Here is a 22221-nt window from a genome sequence, read left to right as displayed (position 1 = left end):
AGGGGCGTACATGGGCTTGACGGTCCTCTACATCGCGTTCGGCATCGTCGCACTGTGGCTGCTGGGCGAGGTGCTGCTCCAGTACAAGGCGCGGCTGCGCTGGCGCCTGGTCGCCTTCGCCGGCTTCCTCGGTGTCGTGCTCGGTGTGCTGTCCCACTCCGTCCTCGTCATCGGTCTGGGCGCGGCCGCCTTCGTGGTCGGCCAGACCTACGTCACCCTGTCGTTCCGCCGCGGCTTCGAGGAGGGCTGGGCGTTCAACCGCCCCGGCGCGGAGGGCAGCAAGCGCCGCCGCGGCGAGCCCGAGCACCAGGACCCCTCCCTGGAGGTCTCCGACCTGGAGTCGCCCACCGGCGGTCACGACGTCCAGGCCCCCGGCTACGGCCGGGAGACCCTCGCCTACGACGACGACCACGACGACGTCTTCACCGCGGGCCGCCCCGACCACGACGGCGCAGGCGGACCGTCCACGGTCTACGAGCCCCAGCCCCTGCCCGACGAGACCGGCTCCTACGGCATATACGGCAACTCGCCCTCCTCGTACGCCACGCAGGGCACCGACCCGGCCTACGCGGCCGCCGGCCAGCCCCAGGACCAGGGCTACGCGACGGCGGGCACCGACCAGACGTACGGCTACGACTACTCCGGCTACGGCCAGCAGTACGACCAGGGCGGCCAGCAGGGTCAACAGGGTTACGACCAGGGCCAGTACGGCACCTACGCCGACCCCTACGCGGGCACGCAGAGCTACGACGGCACCGGCTACGACGCCTACGGCCAGCAGCAGTACGGCCAGGGGCAGCAGGGTCAGGGGCAGCAGGGCCAGCAGGGTTACGCCCAGGACCAGTACGCCCAGCAGGGCTACGAGACACCGGCCGGCGGCGTCTGGGTCCCGCAGCAGCGCACCGACGAGAACTACGGCGGCGAACTCCCGCAGGAACAGCCGTACCCCTACCAGGGCCACGAGGGCGGCCAGCAGCAGGGCAACGGCTACGACGAGCAGTACCGCTTCTGACCGGACCGCCCGACCCGGCCGCCCGCCCCGGACGTCCGGCCGCCCGGACGTCCGTCCGCTCAGCGGGAGCCGCGGAACTCCGGTCCCTCCACGATCAGTCCGGCCACCAGCGCGCCGGACATGCCCGCGTGCGGCAGCCCGCCCCCGGGATGCGACCAGCCCCCGACCGTGAACAGACCGGGCACGGCGGTGGAGTTGGCCGGGTGCAGCAGCCGCCCGCCCGCCGCGGCGAGTGCGGGCGCGGGCACGGCACCGCCCGTCGCGCCCGTCTCCTCGGCGATGTCGGCCGGGGTGCGCACCTCCGTCCACAGCAGCCGCCCCCGCAGCCCCGGCACGGCACGCTCGGCGACCGACAGCATGGTCTCCACCCGCTCGGCGACGTCCCCCCGGCCCGGGTCCGCCCCCGCCGGGACCGTGGCCGTCAGGGTGACCGCCTCGTGGTCCGCGTCCGGGACGAGCGTCGGGTCGTCGGGGCGCAGCACGGTGACCGTGGGCCGCCCGGCCGTGCCGTTTCCCGTGGTGCTGCTTGCGGTGCCGCTTTCCGCAGTGCTGCTTGCGGTGCCGCCCGGCGTGCCGAACAGCAGCTTCAACTCGGCGTCCCGGTCCTGCGCGTGCACCACCGTCCGGTGCGCCGTCCCCTCCGGACGCCCCCCGCGCAGCGCCAGCAGCACCGTCAGCCGGCTCGGCAGCCCCCGCTGCGGCGCCACCCCGCCCCCGCCCCGCGAGGGCGTGCCCGTGATCCGGTCCAGCGTGTCCGGCGCGACCCCGGCGACCACGAAGTCCGCCTCGGCCGTCCCCCCGTCCGCCAACTCCACGCCGGCCGCCCGGCCGTCCTTCTCCAGCACCCCGGTCACCTCGGCGCCGAAGACGAACTCCACCCTGCGCCGCACACAGCGCTCGTACACCGCGCGCGCCAACTCCCGCATCCCGCCCCGGACGTACCAGGTCCCGAAGGCGTGCTCCAGGTACGGCAGGACGGCCGCGGCCGCCGGGGCGGTGCGGGGATCGAGACCGTGCGCGAGCGCGTGGCCGTCGAGGAGCGCGGTCAGCCGCGGGTCGCGCAGCTCCCAGGCGCCGACCTCGGCGAGCGTCGACGCCGTACGGGTGCGCAGCAGTCGCTTGTGCGGAACGGCCGGATAGGGCTCGCGCTCCGCCAGCACCTCCCAGTTCGGCCACAGCGGCTCCTCCAGGAGGGGCCTGCGGGTGCGGTCCCACGCCTCGCGGGCGCGCACCAGGAAGTCTCCCCAGCGCCGGCCGGCCCCCTCGCCGAGCGCCGCGTCCAGCGCCGCGACGACACCCGCGCGCGAGGCGTTCGGCAGGGACACCTCGGTGCCGTCCGCGAAGACGTGCCGCGAGGACGGGTCGACCTGAACCAGCTCGACGGTGTCCTCCAGCGGCTCCTTGCCGGTCTTGACGAACAGATCGCGGTACACCGCGGGCAGCGGCAGCAGTCCGGGGCCGGTGTCGAAGCGGAAGCCGTCCCGCTCGAACCGGCGCAGCGCCCCGCCGTACGTCTCCCCACGCTCGTACACCACCACCCGGTGGCCCGCCACGGCCAGCCGGGCGGCAGCCGCCATGGCGCCCGTCCCGGCGCCGATCACCGCGATCCGTCCCATGTCGGCGACCCTATCGACCGCCACCGACAATCCGCCCCGCGGGCCGTCAGTACGGCGGCGCCTCCCGCCCTGCCACCCTGCGTTCCTCCCGCCGCCGCGCCCGGCCGCGCAGGAAGCGGCGGATCCGCGAGACCAGGAGGAACAGCACGACCAGGCCCGCCGCGAGCAGGACCGCGGCGACGACCGCCGCGGCCCGCGGGTGGAACACCGCGAAGGTGACGATCCCGCCGACCCCCAGGTCCTCGGCCGTGCTCAGGACCATGTTGCTGAACGGCTCGGGCGAGGTGTTGACGGCCATCCGGGTGCCGGCCTTGACCGTGTGGCTGGCCAGCGCCGTCGACCCGCCGATCAGCGCCGCCGCCACGTCCGGCAGCGAGCCGCTGTGACCGGCCAGCAGCGCGCCCACCCAGGCGCCGGCGAGCGGCCGGACCACGGTGTGCGCGGAGTCCCACACCGAGTCGACGTACGGGATCTTGTCGGCGACGGCCTCGCACAGGAACAGCACGGCGGCGACGGCCAGCACCTCGGGGCGCTGGAGCGTGTCCGGGACGTCGTCGCTCACCCCGGTCGCCCCGAGGACGCCGAGCAGCAGCACGACGGCATAGGCGTTGACACCGCTGGCCCAGCCGCTGGTGAACACCAGGGGGAGTACGGACACGGACGGCATCGTAACCAGGTGGCGACACCGTGTCCTGGGCCCGGGTGCGCACGCCTGAGTATCCGTACCTAGACGCCAAGATGAGTACGCGCGCGGATGGGGGCCGACCTGCGCGAACGAGACAGTGGAGACACGGAAGGGGGCAGGGCGCCGGCACCGCCGACACGGGGCGGCGGAACGGAGCCCTCGCCCTTGACCGCTCCTTCCGCCGATCCGTCGGCGGAAGCGAGCCACGGGGGAGCGGGGGAGAACCCGGAGGGTCCGCGACGCGGTTCCCGCCGGGGGCGACTGCACGGGGAGGGTACGGGGGAGCACGGAAGGCGCCGGTCCACCGGTGGCCCGCGGGGGACGCGGCCACCCGGACCGGCGCCTTCGCCCGCGCGCCCGGCGGCTCAGCGCCTGCCGCTCACCCGGCCCTGGAGGAGGCGCGACAGGGCCGCGTGCACGTCGTCCAGGGAGCGCTCCGGCTGGAACGACTTCCAGTCCAGCGCCGCCACCAGCACCATGCCCACCAGCGCGGCGGCGGTCAGCGGCACGTCGATCTCCTCGCTGAACTCGCCGCTGTCCACCCCCTCGCGCAGCACCTCCTCCACGACCGCGACCGCCTGCTGCCGCACCACCGTCAGCGTCGACTGCCAGGCCCGGTTGGTGCGCCACAGCTCGGCCACGTACAGCTGGGTGAACGCCGGATAGCGGTCGATGAAGACCAGCCCCGCGCGGATCATCTCGTCCAGGGCGTCCACCCGGCCGCCGCCCGCGCGGGCCGTGCGCTCCGCCGCCTCGCGCAGGGAGGCGGTGAGGAGCCCCACGCCGTGCCGCAGCAGCTCCTCGAAGAGGACCGACTTGCTCGCGAAGTTGTAGTAGACCGTGCCCTTCGCGACGCCCGCCCGTTCGGCGATCTCGTCCACCGTCGTGGCGGAGAAACCCTGTTCGGCGATGAGCGTGACGGCGGCCTCGTAGAGCTTCTGCCGGGTGGCCTCGCGGCGGGTGCCGCCGCCCGACGTGGTGCTGCTGCGTTCCATGCCCCGATTCTCACAGCAACGGGTGCCCCGGCGGGGGCCGCGGGACGAGGTGACGCGCCCGGTCCCGGCCACGAAGTCCCAGGTCGGAACGGATTGTCAGTGGCATACCGCACGATGGGCACATACGGCACCTCGTAGCGGGTGTGCCGTCAACCAGACGACAGGAGGTTCGTCATGGCCAACTCTTCAGCGGCCGCCGCCCGGCGGCGCCGCGCCACCGGCCCTGCCCCCTCACTGACCGGCCCGGCGAGCGACGTGCACCCCGTGCTCCGCCGGGCCACAGCCCCGCCCGCCGCCCTCGACCTGCTCGCCCAGGCCCGTGCCGGACTCGACGAGGCATCCGTCCTGGAAACCCCCAACGAGCGCTACGCGACCGCCCACCTCGCCGCCCTGCGCACCGCCGCCGCCGTGCTCGCCGCCCGCGGCCGTCCCGAGACCTCGCCCCGGCGCCGCGCCCGCATCCGCAGCGCCTGGGAGGTGCTTCCCGAGATCGCGCCCGAACTCACCGAATGGAGCGCCCTGTTCGCCTCCGGAGCCCGCCGCCGCGCCCGCGCCGAGGCCGGCATCCAGGGCGCGGCCACCCGCAGGGACGCCGACGACCTCATACGCGACGTGGCGATGTTCGTTCGCATCGTCGAGCGTCTGCTGGTGCTCCAGCCCGTCCTCCCGCAGCCCCGCCGGGACCCCGGCGAACCCGACCGTCCGGACGGCAGGGGGGACCTCCCGGACGCCGGCTGAGCGGCCACGCGACCACCCCGGTGTCCGCCGTACGAGACGCGGGGCGCCGCACACCGCGGTGGTGACCTGGGACGGCGGCACAGGCAATAGGGTGGAGGAGCCTGAGCCCACCCCGTGTCCGCGTCCGGACCGGGGCGGGCACCCCGTTCGCGCCGCCGGGCAACAGGCGGTGCCGCGCCGAGGAGTCGACTGTCGTGCCGGACCCGAGCCGCCCCCGCGCCTCTCTCCGTACCGCCGTGGTCTGGGAGGTCCTCCAGGACGCCCTGGACCGCCGGGTCAAGGCCACGGGCCGGGACTGCCTCGACGTCCTCGACACCGGGGGCGGCAGCGGCAACTTCGCGGTGCCCGTCGCCCGTCTCGGACACCGCGTCACCGTCGTGGACCCCAGCCCCAACGCGCTGTTCGCGCTGGAGCGCCGGGCGGCCGAGGCCGGTGTCGCCGACCGCGTCCGGGGCGTCCAGGGCGACACCCAGGGCCTCTTCGACGTGGTCGAGCGCGGCGGCCACGACGTGGTGCTGTGCCACGGCGTCCTGGAGTACGTGGACGACCCCGCCGAGGGCCTGCGCAACGCCGTGGCCGCCCTGCGCCCCGAGGGCGTCCTCAGCCTGCTCGCGGCCGGCCTCGGGGGCGCCGTGCTCGCCCGCGCCCTCGCCGGCCACTTCAAGGAGGCCCGCCAGTCGCTCGGCGACCCCGACGGCCGCTGGGGCACCGGCGACCCCGTCCCGCGGCGCTTCACCGCCGAGCAGCTGACCGCGCTCGTCGAGGGCGCGGGCCTGCGGGTGGGCGCCGTGCACGGCGTGCGGGTCTTCGCCGACCTGGTCCCCGGGGTCCTCGTCGACACCGAGCCCGGCGCCCTCGACGCGCTGCTGCAACTGGAGGCCGCGGCGGCGGCCCTGCCGGCCTTCCACTCCGTGGCCACACAGCTCCATGTGCTCGGTGAGGCACCGGGTGCCGAAGAGGCCTGAGCGAGCGGTGGGGAAGCGCCGCTGATCAGGGGCGCGGACGCACATGGAGTACGCCACAGACCCCCCGATCGAGGGGTTTGCGCCGTATGATCGAGGGAGACCTTCCGGCATGACGGGTCGGCCGCAGGGGAATGGAAGCCTCAGCGAGCCGGGACGGCCATGACGGGAACCGGTTGGCCAATTGGCGTAGAGGGGCGGGTTTCACGGGGGCGATTCCCTGCCTATCCTGAAGGGACCCCCGGGTCGCCCCGGCGACTGCACGATGAGGAGGACTCCGTGCCGCTCTCCGAGCACGAGCAGCGCATGCTCGAGCAGATGGAGCGAGCGCTGTACGCCGAAGATCCCAAGTTCGCGACAGCGCTTGAGGGAAACGGGCTGCGTACGTACACCCGGCGACGGGTCTACCAAGCGGTCGCCGGCTTCCTCGTAGGTATCGCGCTCCTCATGGCCGGAATGGTCGCACAGCAGATTTGGGTCAGCGTGGTGGGCTTCCTCGTCATGCTGGGCTGTGCGGTGCTCGCCGTCACGGGGTGGCGCAAGGCGCCCAAACCGGGAGAGCAGCCCGCAGCGGGCGGCCCGCACGCCCGCCGTCAGGGACGGTCGAGGCGCTCCGTGATGGACCGCATCGAGCAGCGCTGGCAGCGGCGCCGCGACGAACAGGGCCAGTAACGGCGCAGCGGTCCTCGGGACCGCACACGAGCACACATGAGGGGTGATCGCCCGGCCGGGCGATCACCCCTCGGTCGTGTCCCCTCGGTCGTGTCCACGGGTCGGTCGTGTCCACAGGGCCGTGCGCGGGGGCCGTGTGCCCGGCCCCCGCGGGGCCCTAACCCTGCTCGCCCGTCGGCCTGCGCCAGCTCGGGCGGGCCGCCGCAGCCCGTACCGTGAGCGACGTCCACCAGGCCGACGCCGCCCACACCACGCGCACGGACGACCGCGGCGCCAGCAGCGCCCGCAGCCGGGTGCCGCGGCCGACCGTGGCGCCCAGCGCGGTGATCACCCGGCGCGCGTCCTCCGCGAGGCCCGCCGTCGGGCGCGGATGCGGGGCGTAGAGGACCTGCTCCACCGCGTCGGCCACCCGGTGCACCGCCGCGCCCGCCGTCTCGTCGAGATGCCCGAGGCGCACGATCCGGGCGGCGGCCCGGCGCGGGGTCTGGGACTCGTCCGGCGGGATGCCGACGTCCCACGCGGAGTCGGCCAGCTCCTGCCACACCGCCAGCGCGTGCGCGGCCTGGCCCTCCTCCGTGCGGGCGTGCGCCCCGAGCCGTACGGCCCGCAGCCGCCTGCGCCACAGCAGCGGCGACAGCGGGATCGCCACGACGACCAGTCCGCCCAGCGCCCACAGCCCCAGCTGCCACCACTTCGGGCCGTCGCCGCCGCCGACCGCCACGGCCTGCGCCGTCGGGCTGTCGCACGCCTCCAGCTTCCGGTCCAGCGCGGAGCAGCTCGCGCTCGCCGAGGCCGACGTCGAGGGCTCGGCGGACGCCGACTGCGAGGGGCTGCCCGGGTCCGGCAGCGCGGTGCCGGGGGTGTTCGTCTGCGTGTACGACGGAGTCGAGCCCCGGGTCGGGGTGGGCTCGAAGCGGGTCCAGCCCACACCCTCGAAGTACAGCTCGGGCCAGGCGTGCGCGTCCTTGAGGCCGACCGACACCGTGCCGTCCGCCTGCGGGGAACCGGGCGCGAAGCCGACCGCCACCCGGGCCGGTATGCCCAGCGTGCGGGCCATCGCGGCCATCGCGAAGGAGAAGTGGACGCAGAAGCCCTCCTTCCGCCTCAGGAAGTTCGCTATGGCGTTGGGGCCGCGGCCGACCTCGACCTCGGTGTCGTACTGGAACCCTCCGGTCAACGCGAAGTAGTCCTGGAGCTTGACCGCCTCGGCGTAGTGCGTGGTCGCGCCCTCGGTGACCTGCTTCGCCGTCTCGGCCACCACCGACGGCAGCGACGACGGCACCCTGGTGTACTCGCGCTCCAGCGCCTCCGGCGGCCGCGGCGCGTCCGCGAGCTGCTCGGCCGTCGGCTGCACCGCCAGACTGGTGACCTGGTACGTCGCCCCGCGCGTCGTCTGCCCGTGGTCGCCGACGAGGGTCATGCCCACCGGCTCGTAGCGCCACTTGCCGCCGATGCGCACCTGGCTCGGCGGGTACGGCATCGGCAGCCAGTCCTGCGCGTACCAGCCCGCCGCCGAGACCGTCGTCCTGACCTGGGAACGCTTGACGTCCGGGCCGAGGCCCACCGGCGTCGGCATCGGGTCGGGCACGCTCTCGATGCGCCGCTGGGACGGCTTCCAGGTGGTGCCGTCGAAGTCGTCGAGCGAGACGATCCGCAGGTACAGGTCCGAGACGTCGTTCGTGTCGCTCTTCAGGGACAGGACCTGGCGGTCCTCGTCCACGTTGAGGCTGTCGCGCAGGGACACCAGCGGGTTCACCGCGGAGATCGTCCCGCCGGTCCCGCTGCCCGCGCCGACGCCCGCTCCCGCGCCGTCCAGGAGACCGCCCTGCATCGCGGGAAGGGCGAGCGGCACCACGAGGGCGACGCCCAGCGCCACCACACCGATACGGCGGCCCGTGCGCACCGGGGCCACCGCCCCGCCCGAGGAGCCGCCGCCGAGGGTGCCCGGCCCGCGCGGGGCGCCGCCGAAGACCCGGCCCCACTGCGAGAGCCGGTCCCGGCCCTCCGCGAGCAGCAGCATCAGATAGCCGGCGGCCGCGACCAGGAACCACAGCCAGTCGGCGCCGCCGTCCGAGAGCCCGGCGGCCACCGAGTACAGCGCGAGCAGCGGCAGACCCGCCGGCGCCGCGCTGCGGAACGTCACGGCCAGGGTGTCCACGATCAGGCCGATCACCAGGACACCGCCGACGACCATGAGCCGTATGCCGGGGCTCAGCGGCGCCGGGATCGCGTACCGGCCGACGTCGTCCGAGCCCTCCTGGAGCAGGTCCGCGAGGAACCGGAAGGTGCCCGGCCCGGGTATCAGCCCGGCGATCGCGTGCTCCCGGGCGAAGACCAGCGTCAGCAGGAGCAGCGTGACGACCGCCTGCGCCGCCACGGTCAGCGGACGCGCCAGCGGCACCCGCCGGGCCGCCATCCCGACACCCGTCTGCACCGCGAGGAGCAGCGCCGCCTGGACGATCCACGTCGCCGGCGAGACCAGGGGCAGCAGCGAGCACGCCGCCGCCATCGTGGCCGCCGCGGCGAACAGCGACAGCCGTGCCCGCCCGCTCATGTCAACACCTCCGCGTGCCCGCGCGAACCGTTGTGAGGACATGTCCGCACCGCCGCGCCCCCTCCCCGCCGTTCCCGGCCCGTCATCGCCGTGCCTCCCCGCCTCCGCCCGCCGCGGCGCTCGTACGCTCCCGGTCCGCCTGGCGCCACAGGTCGCTCAGGGCACTCCCGCGCGGCACGCCCACGGCCGTCCAGCCCGCGTCGCGCAGCAGCCGCAGCCGCTCCTCGTGCGGATCGTCCGCCTCCGGGGCGCCGCCCGTCTCCCGCACCCACACGTCGGGGTCCAGGACGAACGCGACGGCGGCGCCGCTGCGCTGCCGCATCTTGGCGACCACCGCCGCCTGCTCCTCGTCCAGGTCGCCGAGGAAGGCGATCAGCAGCCCCTCGCCGCCGCCGCACAGCACGTCGTAGGCGCGCGACAGGCCCGAGCCGTCCGAGTGGTCGATCACGGCGAGGGTGTCCATCATCAGCCCGGCCGCGTCCGCGGATTCCTGGCTGGCGCCCGCGAACCCGTCGGACCCCTCGCCGGGCACCGAACTCCCGGTGTCCGTCAACAGCCGCACCGAGTAGCCGCGTTCGAGCATGTGGACCAGGGCGGACGCGGCGCCCGACACCGCCCACTCGAAGGCCGACTCCGGTCCCGCGCCCGCGAAGGCGATGCCCCGTGTGTCCAGCAGCACGGTGCAGCGGGCCCGCTGGGGCTGCTCCTCGCGGCGCACCATCAGCTCGCCGTAGCGCGCGGTGGAACGCCAGTGGACCCGGCGCAGGTCGTCGCCGTGCCGGTAGCCCCGTGGGATCACGTCGTCCTCGCCGGCCAGGGCCAGGGAGCGCTGCCGCCCGTCGCCGTACCCCTTCGCCTCGCCGCTCAGCCGCACCGGCGGCAGCGGCTCCACGCGCGGGACGACGGTCAGCGTGTCGTGGGTCGAGAAGGAGCGCGTCAGCTCGCACATCCCGAACGGGTCGGTCAGCCGCAGCTGGAGCGGCCCCAGCGGATAGCGCCCGCGCAGGTCCGAACGGACCCGGTAGGACACCTCGCGCCGACCGCCCGGCTCCACCCGGTCCAGCACGAACCGGGGCCGCGGACCGAGCACGTACGGCACCCGGTCCTGGAGCATCAGCAGCCCCGTGGGCAGCCGCGACACATTGTCCATCCGCAGATGGACACGCGCCTCGCCGGTCGCCGGCACGCGCGAGGGGGACAGCCGGCGGCCAGCGGCCACCCGGTACCGCGTGCGGTGGAGCACCGCGGCGCAGATCAGCGGCAGCACCGCGAGCAGCAGCCCGACCCGCAGCAGATCGCTCTGGCCCAGCACATAGGCGCAGATCGCCGCGGCGATGCCCGCCGCGAAGAAGGACCGGCCGCGTGTGGTGAGCCCGGCCAGGGCCGTACGGATGCCGCCCTTCTCCCCGCGGTCGGTCTCCGGCCGGCCGATCCCCCCGGTGCTCATCACAGCCTCCGGGGCGGCTGCTGGCCGTACGCGGGAGCGGCCCGGCCCAGGCCGCCGAGGCCGGCCTGCTGCTGCGGCGCGGCGGGCACCGGGGTGCGCTGGAGGATCTCCTGGACGACCTGCTCCGACGTGCGCCGGTTGAGCTGGGCCTGGGCCGTGGGCAGCAGCCGGTGGGCGAGGACGGCGACGGCGAGGGCCTGCACGTCGTCCGGCAGCGCGTACTCCCGGCCGGCCAGGGCCGCGGACGCCTTCGCTGCGCGCAGCAGGTGCAGCGTCGCGCGCGGGGAGGCGCCGAGTCTCAGGTCGGGGTGGGTGCGTGTGGCGGCGACCAGGTCCACCGCGTAGCGCCGGACGGTCTCCGCGACGTGCACGCCGCGCACCGCCTCGATCAGCTTGCCGATCTCGTGCGCGTGCGCCACCGGCTGGAGGTCGTCCAGCGGGTTGACCCCGCCGTGCACGTCGAGCATCTGGAGCTCGGCCTCCGGGCTCGGGTAGCCGATCGACACCCGTGCCATGAAGCGGTCGCGCTGGGCCTCGGGCAGCGGGTACGTGCCCTCCATCTCGACCGGGTTCTGCGTGGCGACCACCATGAACGGGCTCGGCAGCTCGTAGCTCTGCCCGTCGATGGTGACCTGGCGCTCCTCCATGGACTCCAGCAGCGCGGACTGGGTCTTGGGGGAGGCGCGGTTGATCTCGTCGCCGATCACGATCTGCGCGAAGATCGCACCCGGCTTGAACTCGAAGTCCCGGCGCTGCTGGTCCCAGATGGACACACCCGTGATGTCCGAGGGCAGCAGGTCGGGCGTGAACTGGATACGCCGCACCGAGCAGTCGATCGACCGTGCCAGCGCCTTGGCGAGCATCGTCTTGCCCACGCCGGGTACATCCTCGATGAGGAGGTGTCCCTCGGCGAGCAGCACGGTCAGCGAAAGCCGTACGACCTCGGGCTTTCCCTCGATCACTCCCTCCACCGAACTGCGGACACGCTCCACGGTGGAGGTCAGATCTGTGAGGTTCGCTCGATCGTCATAGGTCGTCACCCGGCCCTCCTCGGCCCGTTCTCACTCCGGGCCGTCGCTCTGCGATGCGGACAGGCCCACCCCGAAACACGGACACCACACGGGAAAAGTTCCGCGTGACGCCACACCCGCATTCTTGCCGCCGTTACCGATTCGTGTCACTCGCCTGTGGACAACTGCCCGCGCCATGTCGGTCTTATGACTTTTTCGACCGGACTTTTCGACCGGATATTCGATGGCGGACAGGGGTCGTCGGAGGGGCTTCGATGGACGGTGGACGGCGGCCGGCGCGCCGCGGACGACCGGGGCGCGCCGCCCGCTCAGGCCGGGTCGACCTCGCGCAGCAGACCCGTCCTGACGTCGAACACGAACCCGCGTACGTCCTCGGTGTGCAGCAGGAACGGCGAGGTGCGCACCCGCTGCATGGACTGCCGCACGTCCTGCTCCACGTCCCGGAAGGACTCCACCGCCCAGGAGGGACGCTGGCCGACCTCCATCTCCAGGTCGTGCCGGAACTCCTCGGTGAGGGACTCCAGGCCGCAGCCCGTGTGGTGGATGAGCACGACGCTGCGGGTGCCGAGCGCGCGCTGGCTGATGGTGAGGGAGCGGATCACGTCGTCGGTGACCACACCGCCCGCGTTGCGGACCGTGTGGCAGTCGCCGAGCTGGAGGCCGAGCGCGGCGTGCAGGTCGAGACGGGCGTCCATGCAGGCCACCACGGCCACCCGCAGGACGGGCCGGGCGTCCATCCCGGGGTCGGTGAACTCGGCCGCGTACTGCTCGTTGGCTTCTACGAGACGGTCCGTGACGGTGCCGGCGCCCGATATGGCGTCCGAGGATCCGGTGGGAACAGCGGGAGAAGTCGTCATGGTCCCGACGGTACTGGTCACCCGCGTTCCGGTCCTGCTGTGAGAGGGGACAAAGAACGTCATCGGGGCTTGTTGTGAGCTAACCCACACGGAGGATAAAACTGCTCCGTAAGAGCGTTTCTTTCCGCCTCACGACCCCCTCGGCACTCCACCGCGCGACGCGCAGGCCGGTTGATTGACCGCGCGACAGGGTGGACTAAAGTGACGCGAAGCGGGAGGCGAGGCTCTCCCTGCTGGACTGAATCCCCCGGAGACCCCGCTGACGCGGACCGTCTCCCCATGTGCGCGGCGCGTGCGTACGGCTCGGCCTCCTCCGGCTCCCGGTCGGCTGACGCTCTCCGGGGCGGGGACCCGGCGGTGCGTGCGGCCCGTGCCGGACCTGAGAGGCCCTCGTTGAGCCAGAGTCGACACGTCCCGGTGATGCTCCAGCGGTGCCTGGACCTGCTGGCACCCGCCCTGGAGCGGCCCGGAGCGGTGGTCGTCGACTGCACCCTCGGCCTCGGCGGACACAGCGAGGCCCTGCTGGCCCGCTTCCCCGAGGCCCGGCTCGTCGCCCTCGACCGCGACAAGGAGGCCCTGCGCCTGTCCGGCGAACGCCTCGCCCCCTACGGCGAGCGGGCCACCCTGGTGCACGCCGTCTACGACGAACTCCCGGACGTGCTCGACCGGCTCGGCCTCCCGCGCGTCCAGGGCGTCCTGTTCGACCTCGGCGTCTCCTCCATGCAACTCGACGAGGCCGACCGGGGTTTCGCCTACGCGCAGGACGCGCCCCTCGACATGCGCATGGACCAGACGACCGGCATCAGCGCCGCCGAGGTCCTCAACACCTACCCGGCCGGCGAACTCGTGCGCGTGCTGCGCGCGTACGGCGAGGAGAAGCAGGCCAAGCGGATCGTCTCCGCGATCGTGCGTGAGCGCGACAAGGAGCCCTTCACCACGAGCGCCCGCCTCGTCGAACTCATCCGCGACGCGCTGCCGCAGGCCGCCAAGCGCACCGGCGGCAACCCGGCCAAGCGCACCTTCCAGGCCCTGCGCATCGAGGTCAACGGCGAACTGTCCGTCCTGGAACGGGCGATCCCCGCCGCCGTCAAGGCCCTCGCCGTGGACGGACGCATCGCCGTCCTGTCGTACCACTCGCTGGAGGACCGCCTGGTCAAGCAGGTGCTCGCGGCCGGCGCCGCCACCACCGCGCCGCCCGGACTGCCCGTCGTGCCCGAGCGCTACCAGCCCCGGCTCAAGCTGCTCACACGCGGTGCCGAACTTCCCACCGAGGAAGAGGTGGCCGACAACCGGCGGGCGGCACCGGCGCGGCTGCGCGGAGCCCAGCGCGTCAGGGAAGACGTCGAATGAGGGGCGCGAACCGCGTGGGGCCGACGAACTCGCCGGAGGGCATGTGAGCAGGAAACCCGAACTGAGGGGGCGGGCCGCCCGGCTCGCGCGGCTCTTCCCGGCCGGCCGGGCCAAGGCCGCCCGCACCCCGTTCGTCCTGCTCGTCGTCCTGCTCCTCGGCGGCGGCCTCATCGGCCTGCTGGTGCTCAACTCGGCGCTCAGCGAAGGCTCGTTCCAGCTCGACGACCTCCAGAAGCAGACCAAGAACCTCACCGACGAGCAGCAGGCGCTCCAGCGCGACATCGACGCCTACTCCGCGCCCGACGCCCTCCAGCGCCGTGCCCGTGAACTCGGCATGGTCCCCGGCGGGGACCCCGCCTTCCTCGGCCCCGACGGCACGGTCAAGGGCGTGCCCAGCGCCGCCGCGGACGTCCGCCCGCCCCGGCCCACCGTCCCCGAGACGATCACCGTCGGCCCCTCGGCCCCGTCGGCCCCGGTGTCCCCGTTGTCTGCGTCGGCCTCGTCGGCCTCGTCGCTCCCGCTCGGCGTGACGGACCCCACCCCCTCGGCACCCCTCACGCCCTCCGCGCCGGTCGCCCCCGCGGCGCCCCCCGGTACCACCGCGCCCCTCACCCCCGCCCAGCCCGCCACGACCACGACCCCCGGCAGGTGACGGAAGTGTCCGACAGGGAACCGCCGCGCCGTCGTGTGCCCGGCCCCGCCAAACCGCTCACGCCCCGGCAGCGCGCGGACCCCCGCCGTGTCGCGAGCGGCACACCGCGGCGCCCCGGGCCCGGCGCCCGGCCGGTCCGGCGCCCGAGCGGTCCCCGCAGGCCCCCGGCCCCGCCCGTCCTGCGGCTCGGCAGTCCCCGCCCCCGGCTGCGCCTGGTCGGCCTCGCGCTGGGCCTGGTGCTGCTGACCTTCGTCGTACGCCTCCTCCAGGTGCAGGCCGTGGACGCCGGCGCCTACGCCGCCAAGGCCGAGCTGAACCGGTACGTCGTGCACACCCTCGCCGCCGAGCGCGGCGAGATCACCGACCGCAACGGCGTCGCCCTCGCCGTCAGCGAGGACGCCAACGACATCACGGCCGACCCGACGATGTTCACCCGCGAGCAGCTCCACATCGGCGACGGCCCCGAACGGGCCGCCGCGCTCCTCGCGCCCATCCTCGGCCAGGACCAGGCCGACCTCGTCAAGAAGCTGCGGCCCCGGAACAAGGACGCCCGCTACGTCAAGCTCGCCGGCCGGCAGACCCCGCAGGTCTGGAAGCAGATCAAGGACCTGAAGTCCGCGCTCTCCCAGAAGGCGCAGACCGACAAGTCCACCGTCAACGTCCTCGCCGGAGTCTTCTCCGACCCCAGCAGCCAGCGCGTGTACCCCAACGGCGACCTCGCCGCCGGGATACTGGGCTGGGTCAACGCCGAGGGCAAGGGTGGCGGAGGCATCGAGCAGCAGCTCGACAAGAAGCTGACCGGCAAGGACGGCAAGATCCGCTACGCCCAGTCCGGCGGCCGCGAGGTGCCCACCGCGGGCTCCACCGAGACCCCCGCCGTGCCCGGCACCGACGTCGAGCTGACCATCGACCGCGACATCCAGTGGGCCGCCCAGAACGCCATCACCGAGCAGGTGAAGAAGTCCAGGGCCGACCGCGGCTACGTCATCGTCCAGGACACCCGCACCGGCCAGATCCTCGCCATGGCCAACTCGCCCGGCTTCGACCCCAACGACCTGTCGAAGGCCGACCCCGCCGCGCTCGGCAACGCCGCCCTCCAGGACGCCTTCGAACCCGGCTCCACCGCCAAGATCATGTCGATGGCGGCCGTCCTGGAGGAGAACGCCGCCACGCCGCTCACCCATGTTGTCGTGCCGAACCGGCTGCACCGCGGCGACCGGCTCTTCCAGGACGACGTCGACCACGCCACCTGGTACCTCACGCTCAACGGCGTCCTCGCCAAGTCCAGCAACATCGGCACCATCCTGGCCACCGGCCAGCTCGGCAGGACGCAGGCGCAGGCCAACCAGGTCCTCTACTCGTACCTGCACAAGTTCGGCCTCGGCAGCTACACCGGACTCGGCTTCCCCGGCGAGACCCGGGGCATCCTCGCGAGCGCCGACAAGTGGTCCACGTCGCAGCAGTACACGATCCCCTTCGGTCAGGGCATGTCGCTCAACGCCATGCAGGCCGCCTCCGTGTACTCGACGATCGCCAACGGCGGCGTCCGCGTCGAACCGACCCTGGTGCGCGGCGAGCGGGGCGCCGACGGGCGCTTCGCACCCTCGCCGCAGCCCGCGAAGACCCGCGTGGTCAGCGAGAAGACCGCCACGACCCTGGCCCACATGCTGGAGTCCGTCGTCGACGACGAGGAGGGCACCGGCACCAAGGCACGCATCCCCGGCTACCGGGTCGCGGGCAAGACCGGCACCGCCAACCGAGTGGATCCGGCCACCGGCAAGTATCACGGCTACACCTCGTCGTTCGCCGGGTTCGCACCCGCCGACAAGCCCCGGATCACCGTGTACTGCGCCATCCAGAACGCCACGTCGGGCAGCTACTTCGGCGGCCAGATCTGCGGCCCCATCTACAAGGAGGTGATGGAGTTCGCCCTCAAGACCCTCCAGATCCCGCCCACCGGCGCCGCGCCCGCCAAGCTGCCCGTCACCTACAAGCCGTGACCGGCACCCCAGGGAAAGAGCACCAGGAACCAGCCCGTGACAACGATCACTCCCGACCCCGGGAACCACGACCCGTCCACGCCCTCGCTTCGCCCCGCGGCGGTCACGCCCGGTACGCTCACCGCCGTGCCACACGCTGATCAGTCCCAAACCACCCAGAAGGGCGCTTCCGTGACCCACCCGGGACCGCCACGGCCGGAACAGGTCTCCGCCACACCCCTCGCGGAGCTCGCCGATCAGCTGGGTGTCGCCGCGCCACGGCCCGCCGCCGACGTCACGGGCATCACCCACGACTCGCGCGCCGTCCGCCCCGGCGACCTGTACGCCGCCCTCCCGGGCGCCCGTCTGCACGGCGCCGACTTCGTCACCCAGGCCGCCGGCCTCGGCGCGGTCGCCGTCCTCACCGACCCCACGGGCGCCGAGCGCGCCGCCGCGACCGGCCTGCCGGTCCTGGTGGCCGACGACCCCCGCGCGCGGATGGGCGAACTCGCGGCCACCATCTACGGCCGCCCCGGCGACGACCTGCTCCAGATCGGCATCACCGGCACCTCGGGCAAGACCACCACGGCCTACCTCGTCGAGGGCGGCCTGCGCACCGTCAGGTCCACCGGGCTCGTCGGCACGGTCGAGATGCGCATCGGCGACGAACGCATCAAGTCCGAGCGCACGACCCCCGAAGCCACCGATCTCCAGGCCCTGTTCGCCGTCATGCGCGAACGCGGCGTCGAGGCGGTCGCCATGGAGGTCTCCAGCCACGCCCTGGTCCTCGGCCGGGTCGACGGCTGCGTCTTCGACATCGCCGTGTTCACCAACCTCAGCCCGGAGCACATGGAGTTCCACTCCGGGATGGAGGACTACTTCCAGGCCAAGGCCCAGCTGTTCACACCCGCACGCAGCAAACGCGGTGTGGTCAACGCCGACGACGAGTACGGCCGCAGGCTCGTCCGGGAGGCCGGCGTCCCGGTCGTCACGTACTCCGCCGAGGGCCACCCGGACGCCGACTGGCGGGCCCAGGACGTCCATGTCGGCCCGATGGACTCGACGTTCACGGCCGTCGGCCCCGGCGGCGAGCGCGTCGCCGCCCGCTCGCCGCTGCCCGGCCCGTTCAACGTCGCCAACACGCTCGCCGCGATCGTCGCCCTGGCCGCCGCGGGGCTCGACCCGCAGGCCGCCGCCGACGGCATCGCGGCCGTGCCGGGCGTGCCGGGCCGGCTGGAGCGCGTGGACGCCGGACAGCCCTACCTCGCGGTCGTCGACTACGCCCACAAGACCGATGCCGTCGAGTCGGTCCTCAAGGCGCTGCGCAAGGTCACCAAGGGCCAGGTGCACATCGTCCTCGGCTGCGGCGGCGACCGCGACCGCACCAAGCGCGCCCCGATGGGCGCCGCCGCGGCCCGGCTCGCCGACACGGCCGTACTGACCTCCGACAACCCCCGCTCCGAGGACCCCCTCGCGATCCTCGCCACCATGCTGGAGGGCGCGGCCTCCGTGCCCGCGCACGAACGCGGCGAGGTGCTCCTGTTCGAGGACCGGGCCGCCGCGATCGCCGCCGCCGTCGGGCGCGCACAGCCCGGGGACACCGTGCTGGTCGCAGGCAAGGGCCACGAGCAGGGCCAGGACATCGCCGGAGTGGTCCGTCCCTTCGACGACCGCCAGGTGCTCCGCGAAGCTATCCAGAAGACCCAGGGATGAACTTGTGATCGCCCTCTCCCTCGCCGAGATCGCAGAAGTCGTCGGCGGGCAGACGCACGACATACCGGATCCGTCCGTCCTGGTCACCGGGCCGGTCGTCCGGGACTCCCGCGAGGCGGGACCCGGCAGCCTCTTCGCCGCCTTCGTCGGTGAACGGGTGGACGGCCACGACTTCGCGGCGGCGGTCGTCGGGGCGGGCGCGGTCGCCGTACTGGCGTCGCGCCCCGTCGGCGTGCCCGCCATCGTCGTGGCGGACGTCCAGACCGCCCTCGGCGCCCTCGCCCGGCACGTCGTGGCCCGCCTCGGCGCCACCCTCGTGGCCCTGACCGGCTCCGCGGGCAAGACCAGCACCAAGGACCTGATCGCCCAGGTGCTCCGGCGCAAGGCGCCCACCGTGTTCACGCCCGGCTCGCTCAACAACGAGATCGGGCTGCCGCTGACCGCCCTGTCCGCCACCGAGGAGACGAAGTTCCTCGTGCTGGAGATGGGCGCCCGCGGCATCGGGCACATCCGCTACCTCGCCGGTCTGACACCCCCTCGGATCGGCCTCGTCCTGAACGTCGGGACCGCCCACATCGGCGAGTTCGGCGGCCGCGAGCAGATCGCGCAGGCGAAGGGCGAACTCGTCGAGGCGCTGCCGCCGGCGGACGCGGGCGGGGTGGCCGTCCTCAACGCCGACGACCCGTTGGTCCGCGCCATGGCCTCCCGTACCGAGGCGAAGGTGCTCCTTTTCGGAGAGTCGGCCGAAGCGGACGTACGGGCCGAGAACGTGCGACTCACGGACACCGGGCAGCCCTCGTTCAGGCTTCACACACCCTCCGGTGCAAGCGATGTGACCATGCGCCTGTACGGTGAGCACCACGTGTCGAACGCGCTCGCCGCGGCCGCCGTCGCCCATGAGCTGGGGATGTCCCCGAACGAGATCGCCACCGCGCTCTCCGAGGCGGGCTCCCTCTCCCGCTGGCGGATGGAGGTCACCGAGCGCCCTGACGGCGTGACCATCGTCAACGACGCCTACAACGCCAACCCCGAGTCCATGCGAGCCGCTCTGCGCGCGCTCGCGGCGATGGGCAAGGGGCGCCGCACGTGGGCAGTGCTCGGCAAGATGGCCGAGCTCGGGGACGAGGCGCTCGCCGAGCACGACGCGGTCGGGCGGCTCGCCGTCCGGCTCAACGTCAGCAAGCTCGTCGCGGTCGGGGGCAGGGAAGCGTCCTGGCTGCAACTGGGCGCATATAACGAGGGTTCGTGGGGTGAGGAGTCGGTGCACGTGTCCGACGCGCAGGCGGCGGTCGACCTGTTGCGCAGCGAGTTGTGCCCGGGAGACGTCGTACTCGTGAAGGCGTCCCGTTCGGTCGGTCTCGAGAGCGTCGCGCAGGCGCTGCTCTCGGCCGGGGCCGAGGGTGAGGTCGCTGCCCGATGATGAAGCAGATCCTGTTCGCAGGAGTCATTGGCCTCTTCCTGACCCTGATCGGCACGCCGCTGCTGATCAAGCTCCTCGCACGCAAGGGCTACGGTCAGTACATCCGCGACGACGGCCCGCGGGAGCACGCCAGCAAGCGCGGTACGCCCACGATGGGTGGCATCGCCTTCATCCTGGCGACGATCGCGGCGTACTTCCTGTCGAAGGTGATCACCGGCAATCCGCCGACGTACTCGGGCCTGCTGGTGCTGGGCCTGATGACCGGCATGGGCCTGGTCGGCTTCCTCGACGACTACATCAAGATCGTGAAGCGGCGGTCGCTGGGTCTGCGGGCCAAGGCGAAGATGGCGGGCCAGCTGCTCGGCGGCATCGCCTTCGCGGTGCTCTCGCTCCAGTTCGCGGACGCCCGCGGCAACACCCCGGCCTCCACGAAGCTGTCGTTCATCACGGACTTCGGCTGGACGATCGGCCCGGTGCTGTTCGTCGTGTGGGCGCTGTTCATGATCCTCGCCATGTCCAACGGCGTGAACCTGACCGACGGTCTGGACGGTCTGGCCACCGGCGCCTCCGTGCTCGTCTTCGGCGCGTACACGTTCATCGGCGTGTGGCAGTGGCAGGAGTCCTGCGCCAACGCGACGACCCTGACCAACCCCAACGCCTGCTACGAGGTGCGCGATCCGCTCGACCTCGCGGTGGTCTCCTCCGCGCTGATGGGCGCCTGCCTGGGCTTCCTGTGGTGGAACACCTCGCCGGCGAAGATCTTCATGGGCGACACCGGTTCGCTGGCGCTCGGCGGTGTGCTCGCGGGCCTCGCGATCTGCTCCCGCACCGAGCTGCTGATGGCCATCCTGGGCGGTCTGTTCGTCCTCATCACGATGTCGGTCGTGATCCAGGTCGGCTCGTTCCGGCTCACCGGCAGGCGCGTCTTCCGGATGGCGCCACTCCAGCACCACTTCGAACTCAAGGGCTGGTCCGAAGTCCTTGTGGTGGTCCGGTTCTGGATCATTCAGGGCATCTGTGTGATCGTCGGACTGGGCCTCTTCTACGCGGGATGGGCAGCAGACAAGTGACCGACTGGCAGGGCAAGCACGTCACCGTCGCCGGACTCGGCGTCTCCGGGGTACCGGCGGCCAAGGTCCTGCACGGCCTCGGCGCGGTCGTCACGGTCGTCAACGACGGCGACGACGAACGCGCCCGGGCGCAGGCCGCGGAGCTGGAGGCGCTCGGCGTCACCGTCCGCCTCGGTGACGGCGACACCCTGCCGGAGGGCACCGAGCTGATCGTCACCGCGCCCGGCTGGCAGCCCGGCAAGCCGCTCTTCGCGGCGGCCGGGCGGGCGGGCGTACCCGTGTGGGGCGACGTGGAGCTGGCCTGGCGGCTGCGCGGTCCCGACGCGGCGCCCTGGCTCGCGGTCACGGGCACCAACGGCAAGACCACCACCGTCCGGATGCTCGCCGCCATCCTGGAGGCGGCGGGCCTGCGCACCGCCGCCGTCGGCAACATCGGCGTCTCGCTCCTCGACGCGGTCCTGGGCGACGAGACCTACGACGTCCTCGCCGTCGAGCTCTCCAGCTACCAGCTCCACTGGGCGCCCTCCGTGCGCGCCCACTCCGCGGTCGTCCTCAACCTGGCGCCCGACCACCTCGACTGGCACGGCTCCATGGAGGCGTACGCCGCCGACAAGGGCCGCGTCTACGAGGGCAACCGGGTCGCCTGCGTCTACAACGTGGCCGACAAGCGCACCGAGGACCTGGTGCGCGAGGCCGACGTCGAGGAGGGCTGCCGCGCCGTCGGATTCACCCTGGGCACGCCGGGCCCCTCCCAACTCGGCGTCGTGGACGGCATCCTGGTGGACCGTGCCTTCGTCGAGAACCGGCAGAAGAACGCCCAGGAGCTGGCCCTGGTGTCCGACGTGAACCCGCCCGTCCCGCACAACGTCGCCAACGCCCTCGCCGCGGCGGCCCTCGCCCGCGCCTTCGGGGTGCCCGCCACGGCCGTACGGGACGGTCTGCGGGCCTTCACCCCGGACGCCCACCGCATCGCCCACGTCGCCGACGTGGACGGGGTCGCCTACGTCGACGACTCCAAGGCCACCAACACCCATGCGGCGGAAGCCTCGTTGGCGGCCTACGAGTCGGTCGTGTGGATCGCCGGCGGACTCGCCAAGGGCGCCGCCTTCGATGAGCTCGTCGCCCGGTCGGCGAAGCGGCTGCGGGGCGTCGTCCTCATCGGCAGGGACCGGGCGCTGATCCGCGAAGCCCTCGCGCGACACGCGCCGGAAGTACCCGTCGTCGACCTCGCCCGGACCGACACTGGGGCGATGCTCCAGGCCGTCCAGGAGGCCCGGCGCCTCGCCGTCGCCGGTGACACGGTGCTGCTGGCCCCGGCCTGCGCCTCCATGGACATGTTCACCAACTACAACAAGCGCGGTGACGCGTTCGCGCAGGCGGTTCGCGAACTCGACGCCTGACCCGGCCGCCTGCCGGGCGACCTTGGGAGGGACGCGTGGGATCGTCCAGGCAGACGGAGCTCCGCGGA

At 73.3% G+C, this 22221-nt stretch carries 18 protein-coding genes; 11 read left to right on the top strand and 7 right to left on the bottom strand.

Annotation, left to right across the window (positions count from 1 at the left end; genetic code table 11):
• Positions 1-10 precede the first annotated feature (10 nt).
• Entirely contained in the window at positions 11-1012 is a 1002-nt protein-coding gene (locus AB0F77_RS17500; protein ID WP_361948583.1) for a hypothetical protein, read from the top strand.
• Positions 1013-1071: 59 nt separating this feature from the next.
• On the opposite strand, the gene AB0F77_RS17495 is transcribed toward AB0F77_RS17500, so the two are convergent.
• From AB0F77_RS17495 to AB0F77_RS17485, 3 genes are all read right to left on the bottom strand, one after another.
• Positions 1072-2628, bottom strand: coding sequence for an NAD(P)/FAD-dependent oxidoreductase (locus tag AB0F77_RS17495; RefSeq protein ID WP_361948580.1), 1557 nt, complete (start codon positions 2626-2628; stop codon positions 1072-1074).
• Between the two features lie 46 nt (positions 2629-2674).
• On the bottom strand, positions 2675-3286 hold the full coding sequence (locus AB0F77_RS17490; RefSeq protein WP_361948577.1) for a DUF4126 domain-containing protein: 612 nt from the start codon (positions 3284-3286) through the stop codon (positions 2675-2677).
• 392 nt (positions 3287-3678) lie between these two features.
• Positions 3679-4308: a TetR/AcrR family transcriptional regulator gene (locus tag AB0F77_RS17485; RefSeq protein WP_361948574.1), complete on the bottom strand. Its 630-nt coding sequence runs from the start codon at positions 4306-4308 to the stop codon at positions 3679-3681.
• A gap of 174 nt (positions 4309-4482) precedes the next feature.
• On the opposite strand from AB0F77_RS17485, the gene AB0F77_RS17480 reads away from it, so the two are divergent.
• From AB0F77_RS17480 to AB0F77_RS17470, 3 genes are all read left to right on the top strand, one after another.
• Positions 4483-5046: an SAV_6107 family HEPN domain-containing protein gene (locus tag AB0F77_RS17480; protein WP_361948571.1), complete on the top strand. Its 564-nt coding sequence runs from the start codon at positions 4483-4485 to the stop codon at positions 5044-5046.
• 194 nt (positions 5047-5240) lie between these two features.
• Positions 5241-6011 (top strand): methyltransferase, encoded by a 771-nt coding sequence (locus tag AB0F77_RS17475; RefSeq protein ID WP_361948568.1) that lies wholly within the window; start codon positions 5241-5243, stop codon positions 6009-6011.
• A 276-nt stretch (positions 6012-6287) separates the two neighbouring features.
• A complete protein-coding gene (locus AB0F77_RS17470) occupies positions 6288-6680 on the top strand; it encodes a DUF3040 domain-containing protein (RefSeq protein ID WP_361948565.1) in 393 nt (130 codons plus the stop codon).
• Positions 6681-6837: 157 nt separating this feature from the next.
• Here AB0F77_RS17470 and AB0F77_RS17465 read toward each other — a convergent pair whose 3' ends face one another.
• The 4 genes from AB0F77_RS17465 to AB0F77_RS17450 all read right to left on the bottom strand — a co-directional run bounded on the left by AB0F77_RS17465 (position 6838) and on the right by AB0F77_RS17450 (position 12569).
• Entirely contained in the window at positions 6838-9234 is a 2397-nt protein-coding gene (locus AB0F77_RS17465) for a DUF3488 and transglutaminase-like domain-containing protein (RefSeq protein WP_361948562.1), read from the bottom strand.
• An 82-nt stretch (positions 9235-9316) separates the two neighbouring features.
• Complete coding sequence (locus AB0F77_RS17460) at positions 9317-10681, bottom strand: DUF58 domain-containing protein (protein ID WP_361948559.1); 1365 nt, start codon at positions 10679-10681, stop codon at positions 9317-9319.
• Complete coding sequence (locus AB0F77_RS17455) at positions 10681-11721, bottom strand: MoxR family ATPase (protein WP_361948557.1); 1041 nt, start codon at positions 11719-11721, stop codon at positions 10681-10683. The genes AB0F77_RS17460 and AB0F77_RS17455 overlap by 1 nt, the downstream gene beginning before the upstream one ends.
• Before the next feature lie 299 nt (positions 11722-12020).
• Positions 12021-12569: a carbonic anhydrase gene (locus AB0F77_RS17450; RefSeq protein WP_361948554.1), complete on the bottom strand. Its 549-nt coding sequence runs from the start codon at positions 12567-12569 to the stop codon at positions 12021-12023.
• Positions 12570-12962: 393 nt separating this feature from the next.
• Here AB0F77_RS17450 and rsmH point away from each other — a divergent pair, with 393 nt between their 5' ends.
• The 7 genes from rsmH to murD are packed head-to-tail and all read left to right on the top strand — an operon-like array spanning position 12963 to position 22153.
• On the top strand, positions 12963-13919 hold the full coding sequence (gene rsmH, locus AB0F77_RS17445; RefSeq protein WP_361948551.1) for a 16S rRNA (cytosine(1402)-N(4))-methyltransferase RsmH: 957 nt from the start codon (positions 12963-12965) through the stop codon (positions 13917-13919).
• Between the two features lie 43 nt (positions 13920-13962).
• Positions 13963-14571 (top strand): septum formation initiator family protein, encoded by a 609-nt coding sequence (locus AB0F77_RS17440; RefSeq protein WP_361948549.1) that lies wholly within the window; start codon positions 13963-13965, stop codon positions 14569-14571.
• Between the two features lie 5 nt (positions 14572-14576).
• Positions 14577-16571: a penicillin-binding protein 2 gene (locus AB0F77_RS17435; protein ID WP_361948546.1), complete on the top strand. Its 1995-nt coding sequence runs from the start codon at positions 14577-14579 to the stop codon at positions 16569-16571.
• A 36-nt stretch (positions 16572-16607) separates the two neighbouring features.
• The gene (locus AB0F77_RS17430) at positions 16608-18263 is read left to right on the top strand and encodes a UDP-N-acetylmuramoyl-L-alanyl-D-glutamate--2,6-diaminopimelate ligase (protein WP_361948543.1); all 1656 of its coding nucleotides are present in this window, start codon (positions 16608-16610) and stop codon (positions 18261-18263) included.
• A 4-nt stretch (positions 18264-18267) separates the two neighbouring features.
• Entirely contained in the window at positions 18268-19683 is a 1416-nt protein-coding gene (gene murF / locus AB0F77_RS17425) for a UDP-N-acetylmuramoyl-tripeptide--D-alanyl-D-alanine ligase (protein WP_361948540.1), read from the top strand.
• The gene (gene mraY, locus AB0F77_RS17420; RefSeq protein ID WP_361948537.1) at positions 19680-20753 is read left to right on the top strand and encodes a phospho-N-acetylmuramoyl-pentapeptide-transferase; all 1074 of its coding nucleotides are present in this window, start codon (positions 19680-19682) and stop codon (positions 20751-20753) included. The genes murF and mraY overlap by 4 nt, the downstream gene beginning before the upstream one ends.
• Positions 20735-22153, top strand: coding sequence for a UDP-N-acetylmuramoyl-L-alanine--D-glutamate ligase (gene murD, locus AB0F77_RS17415; RefSeq protein ID WP_361948534.1), 1419 nt, complete (start codon positions 20735-20737; stop codon positions 22151-22153). The genes mraY and murD overlap by 19 nt, the downstream gene beginning before the upstream one ends.
• The last annotated feature ends 68 nt before the right edge of the window (positions 22154-22221 follow it).

It is taken from the genome of Streptomyces sp. NPDC026672, from assembly GCF_040638185.1.
GTDB lineage: Bacteria > Actinomycetota > Actinomycetes > Streptomycetales > Streptomycetaceae > Streptomyces.
The sequence above is the reverse complement of the archived record's forward strand: the minus strand, read 5'-3'. Positions and strand labels throughout refer to the sequence as shown.

What these genes read in the sequence shown, in the direction of transcription:
- AB0F77_RS17500 (WP_361948583.1), top strand. Translation starts at nt 11, where the DNA reads ATGGGCTTGACGGTCCTCTACATCGCGTTCGGCATCGTCGCACTGTGG.
- AB0F77_RS17495 (WP_361948580.1), bottom strand. Translation starts at nt 2,628, where the DNA reads ATGGGACGGATCGCGGTGATCGGCGCCGGGACGGGCGCCATGGCGGCT.
- AB0F77_RS17485 (WP_361948574.1), bottom strand. Translation starts at nt 4,308, where the DNA reads ATGGAACGCAGCAGCACCACGTCGGGCGGCGGCACCCGCCGCGAGGCC.
- AB0F77_RS17480 (WP_361948571.1), top strand. Translation starts at nt 4,483, where the DNA reads ATGGCCAACTCTTCAGCGGCCGCCGCCCGGCGGCGCCGCGCCACCGGC.
- AB0F77_RS17465 (WP_361948562.1), bottom strand. Translation starts at nt 9,234, where the DNA reads ATGAGCGGGCGGGCACGGCTGTCGCTGTTCGCCGCGGCGGCCACGATG.
- AB0F77_RS17460 (WP_361948559.1), bottom strand. Translation starts at nt 10,681, where the DNA reads ATGAGCACCGGGGGGATCGGCCGGCCGGAGACCGACCGCGGGGAGAAG.
- AB0F77_RS17450 (WP_361948554.1), bottom strand. Translation starts at nt 12,569, where the DNA reads ATGACGACTTCTCCCGCTGTTCCCACCGGATCCTCGGACGCCATATCG.
- mraY (WP_361948537.1), top strand. Translation starts at nt 19,680, where the DNA reads ATGATGAAGCAGATCCTGTTCGCAGGAGTCATTGGCCTCTTCCTGACC.
- murD (WP_361948534.1), top strand. Translation starts at nt 20,735, where the DNA reads ATGGGCAGCAGACAAGTGACCGACTGGCAGGGCAAGCACGTCACCGTC.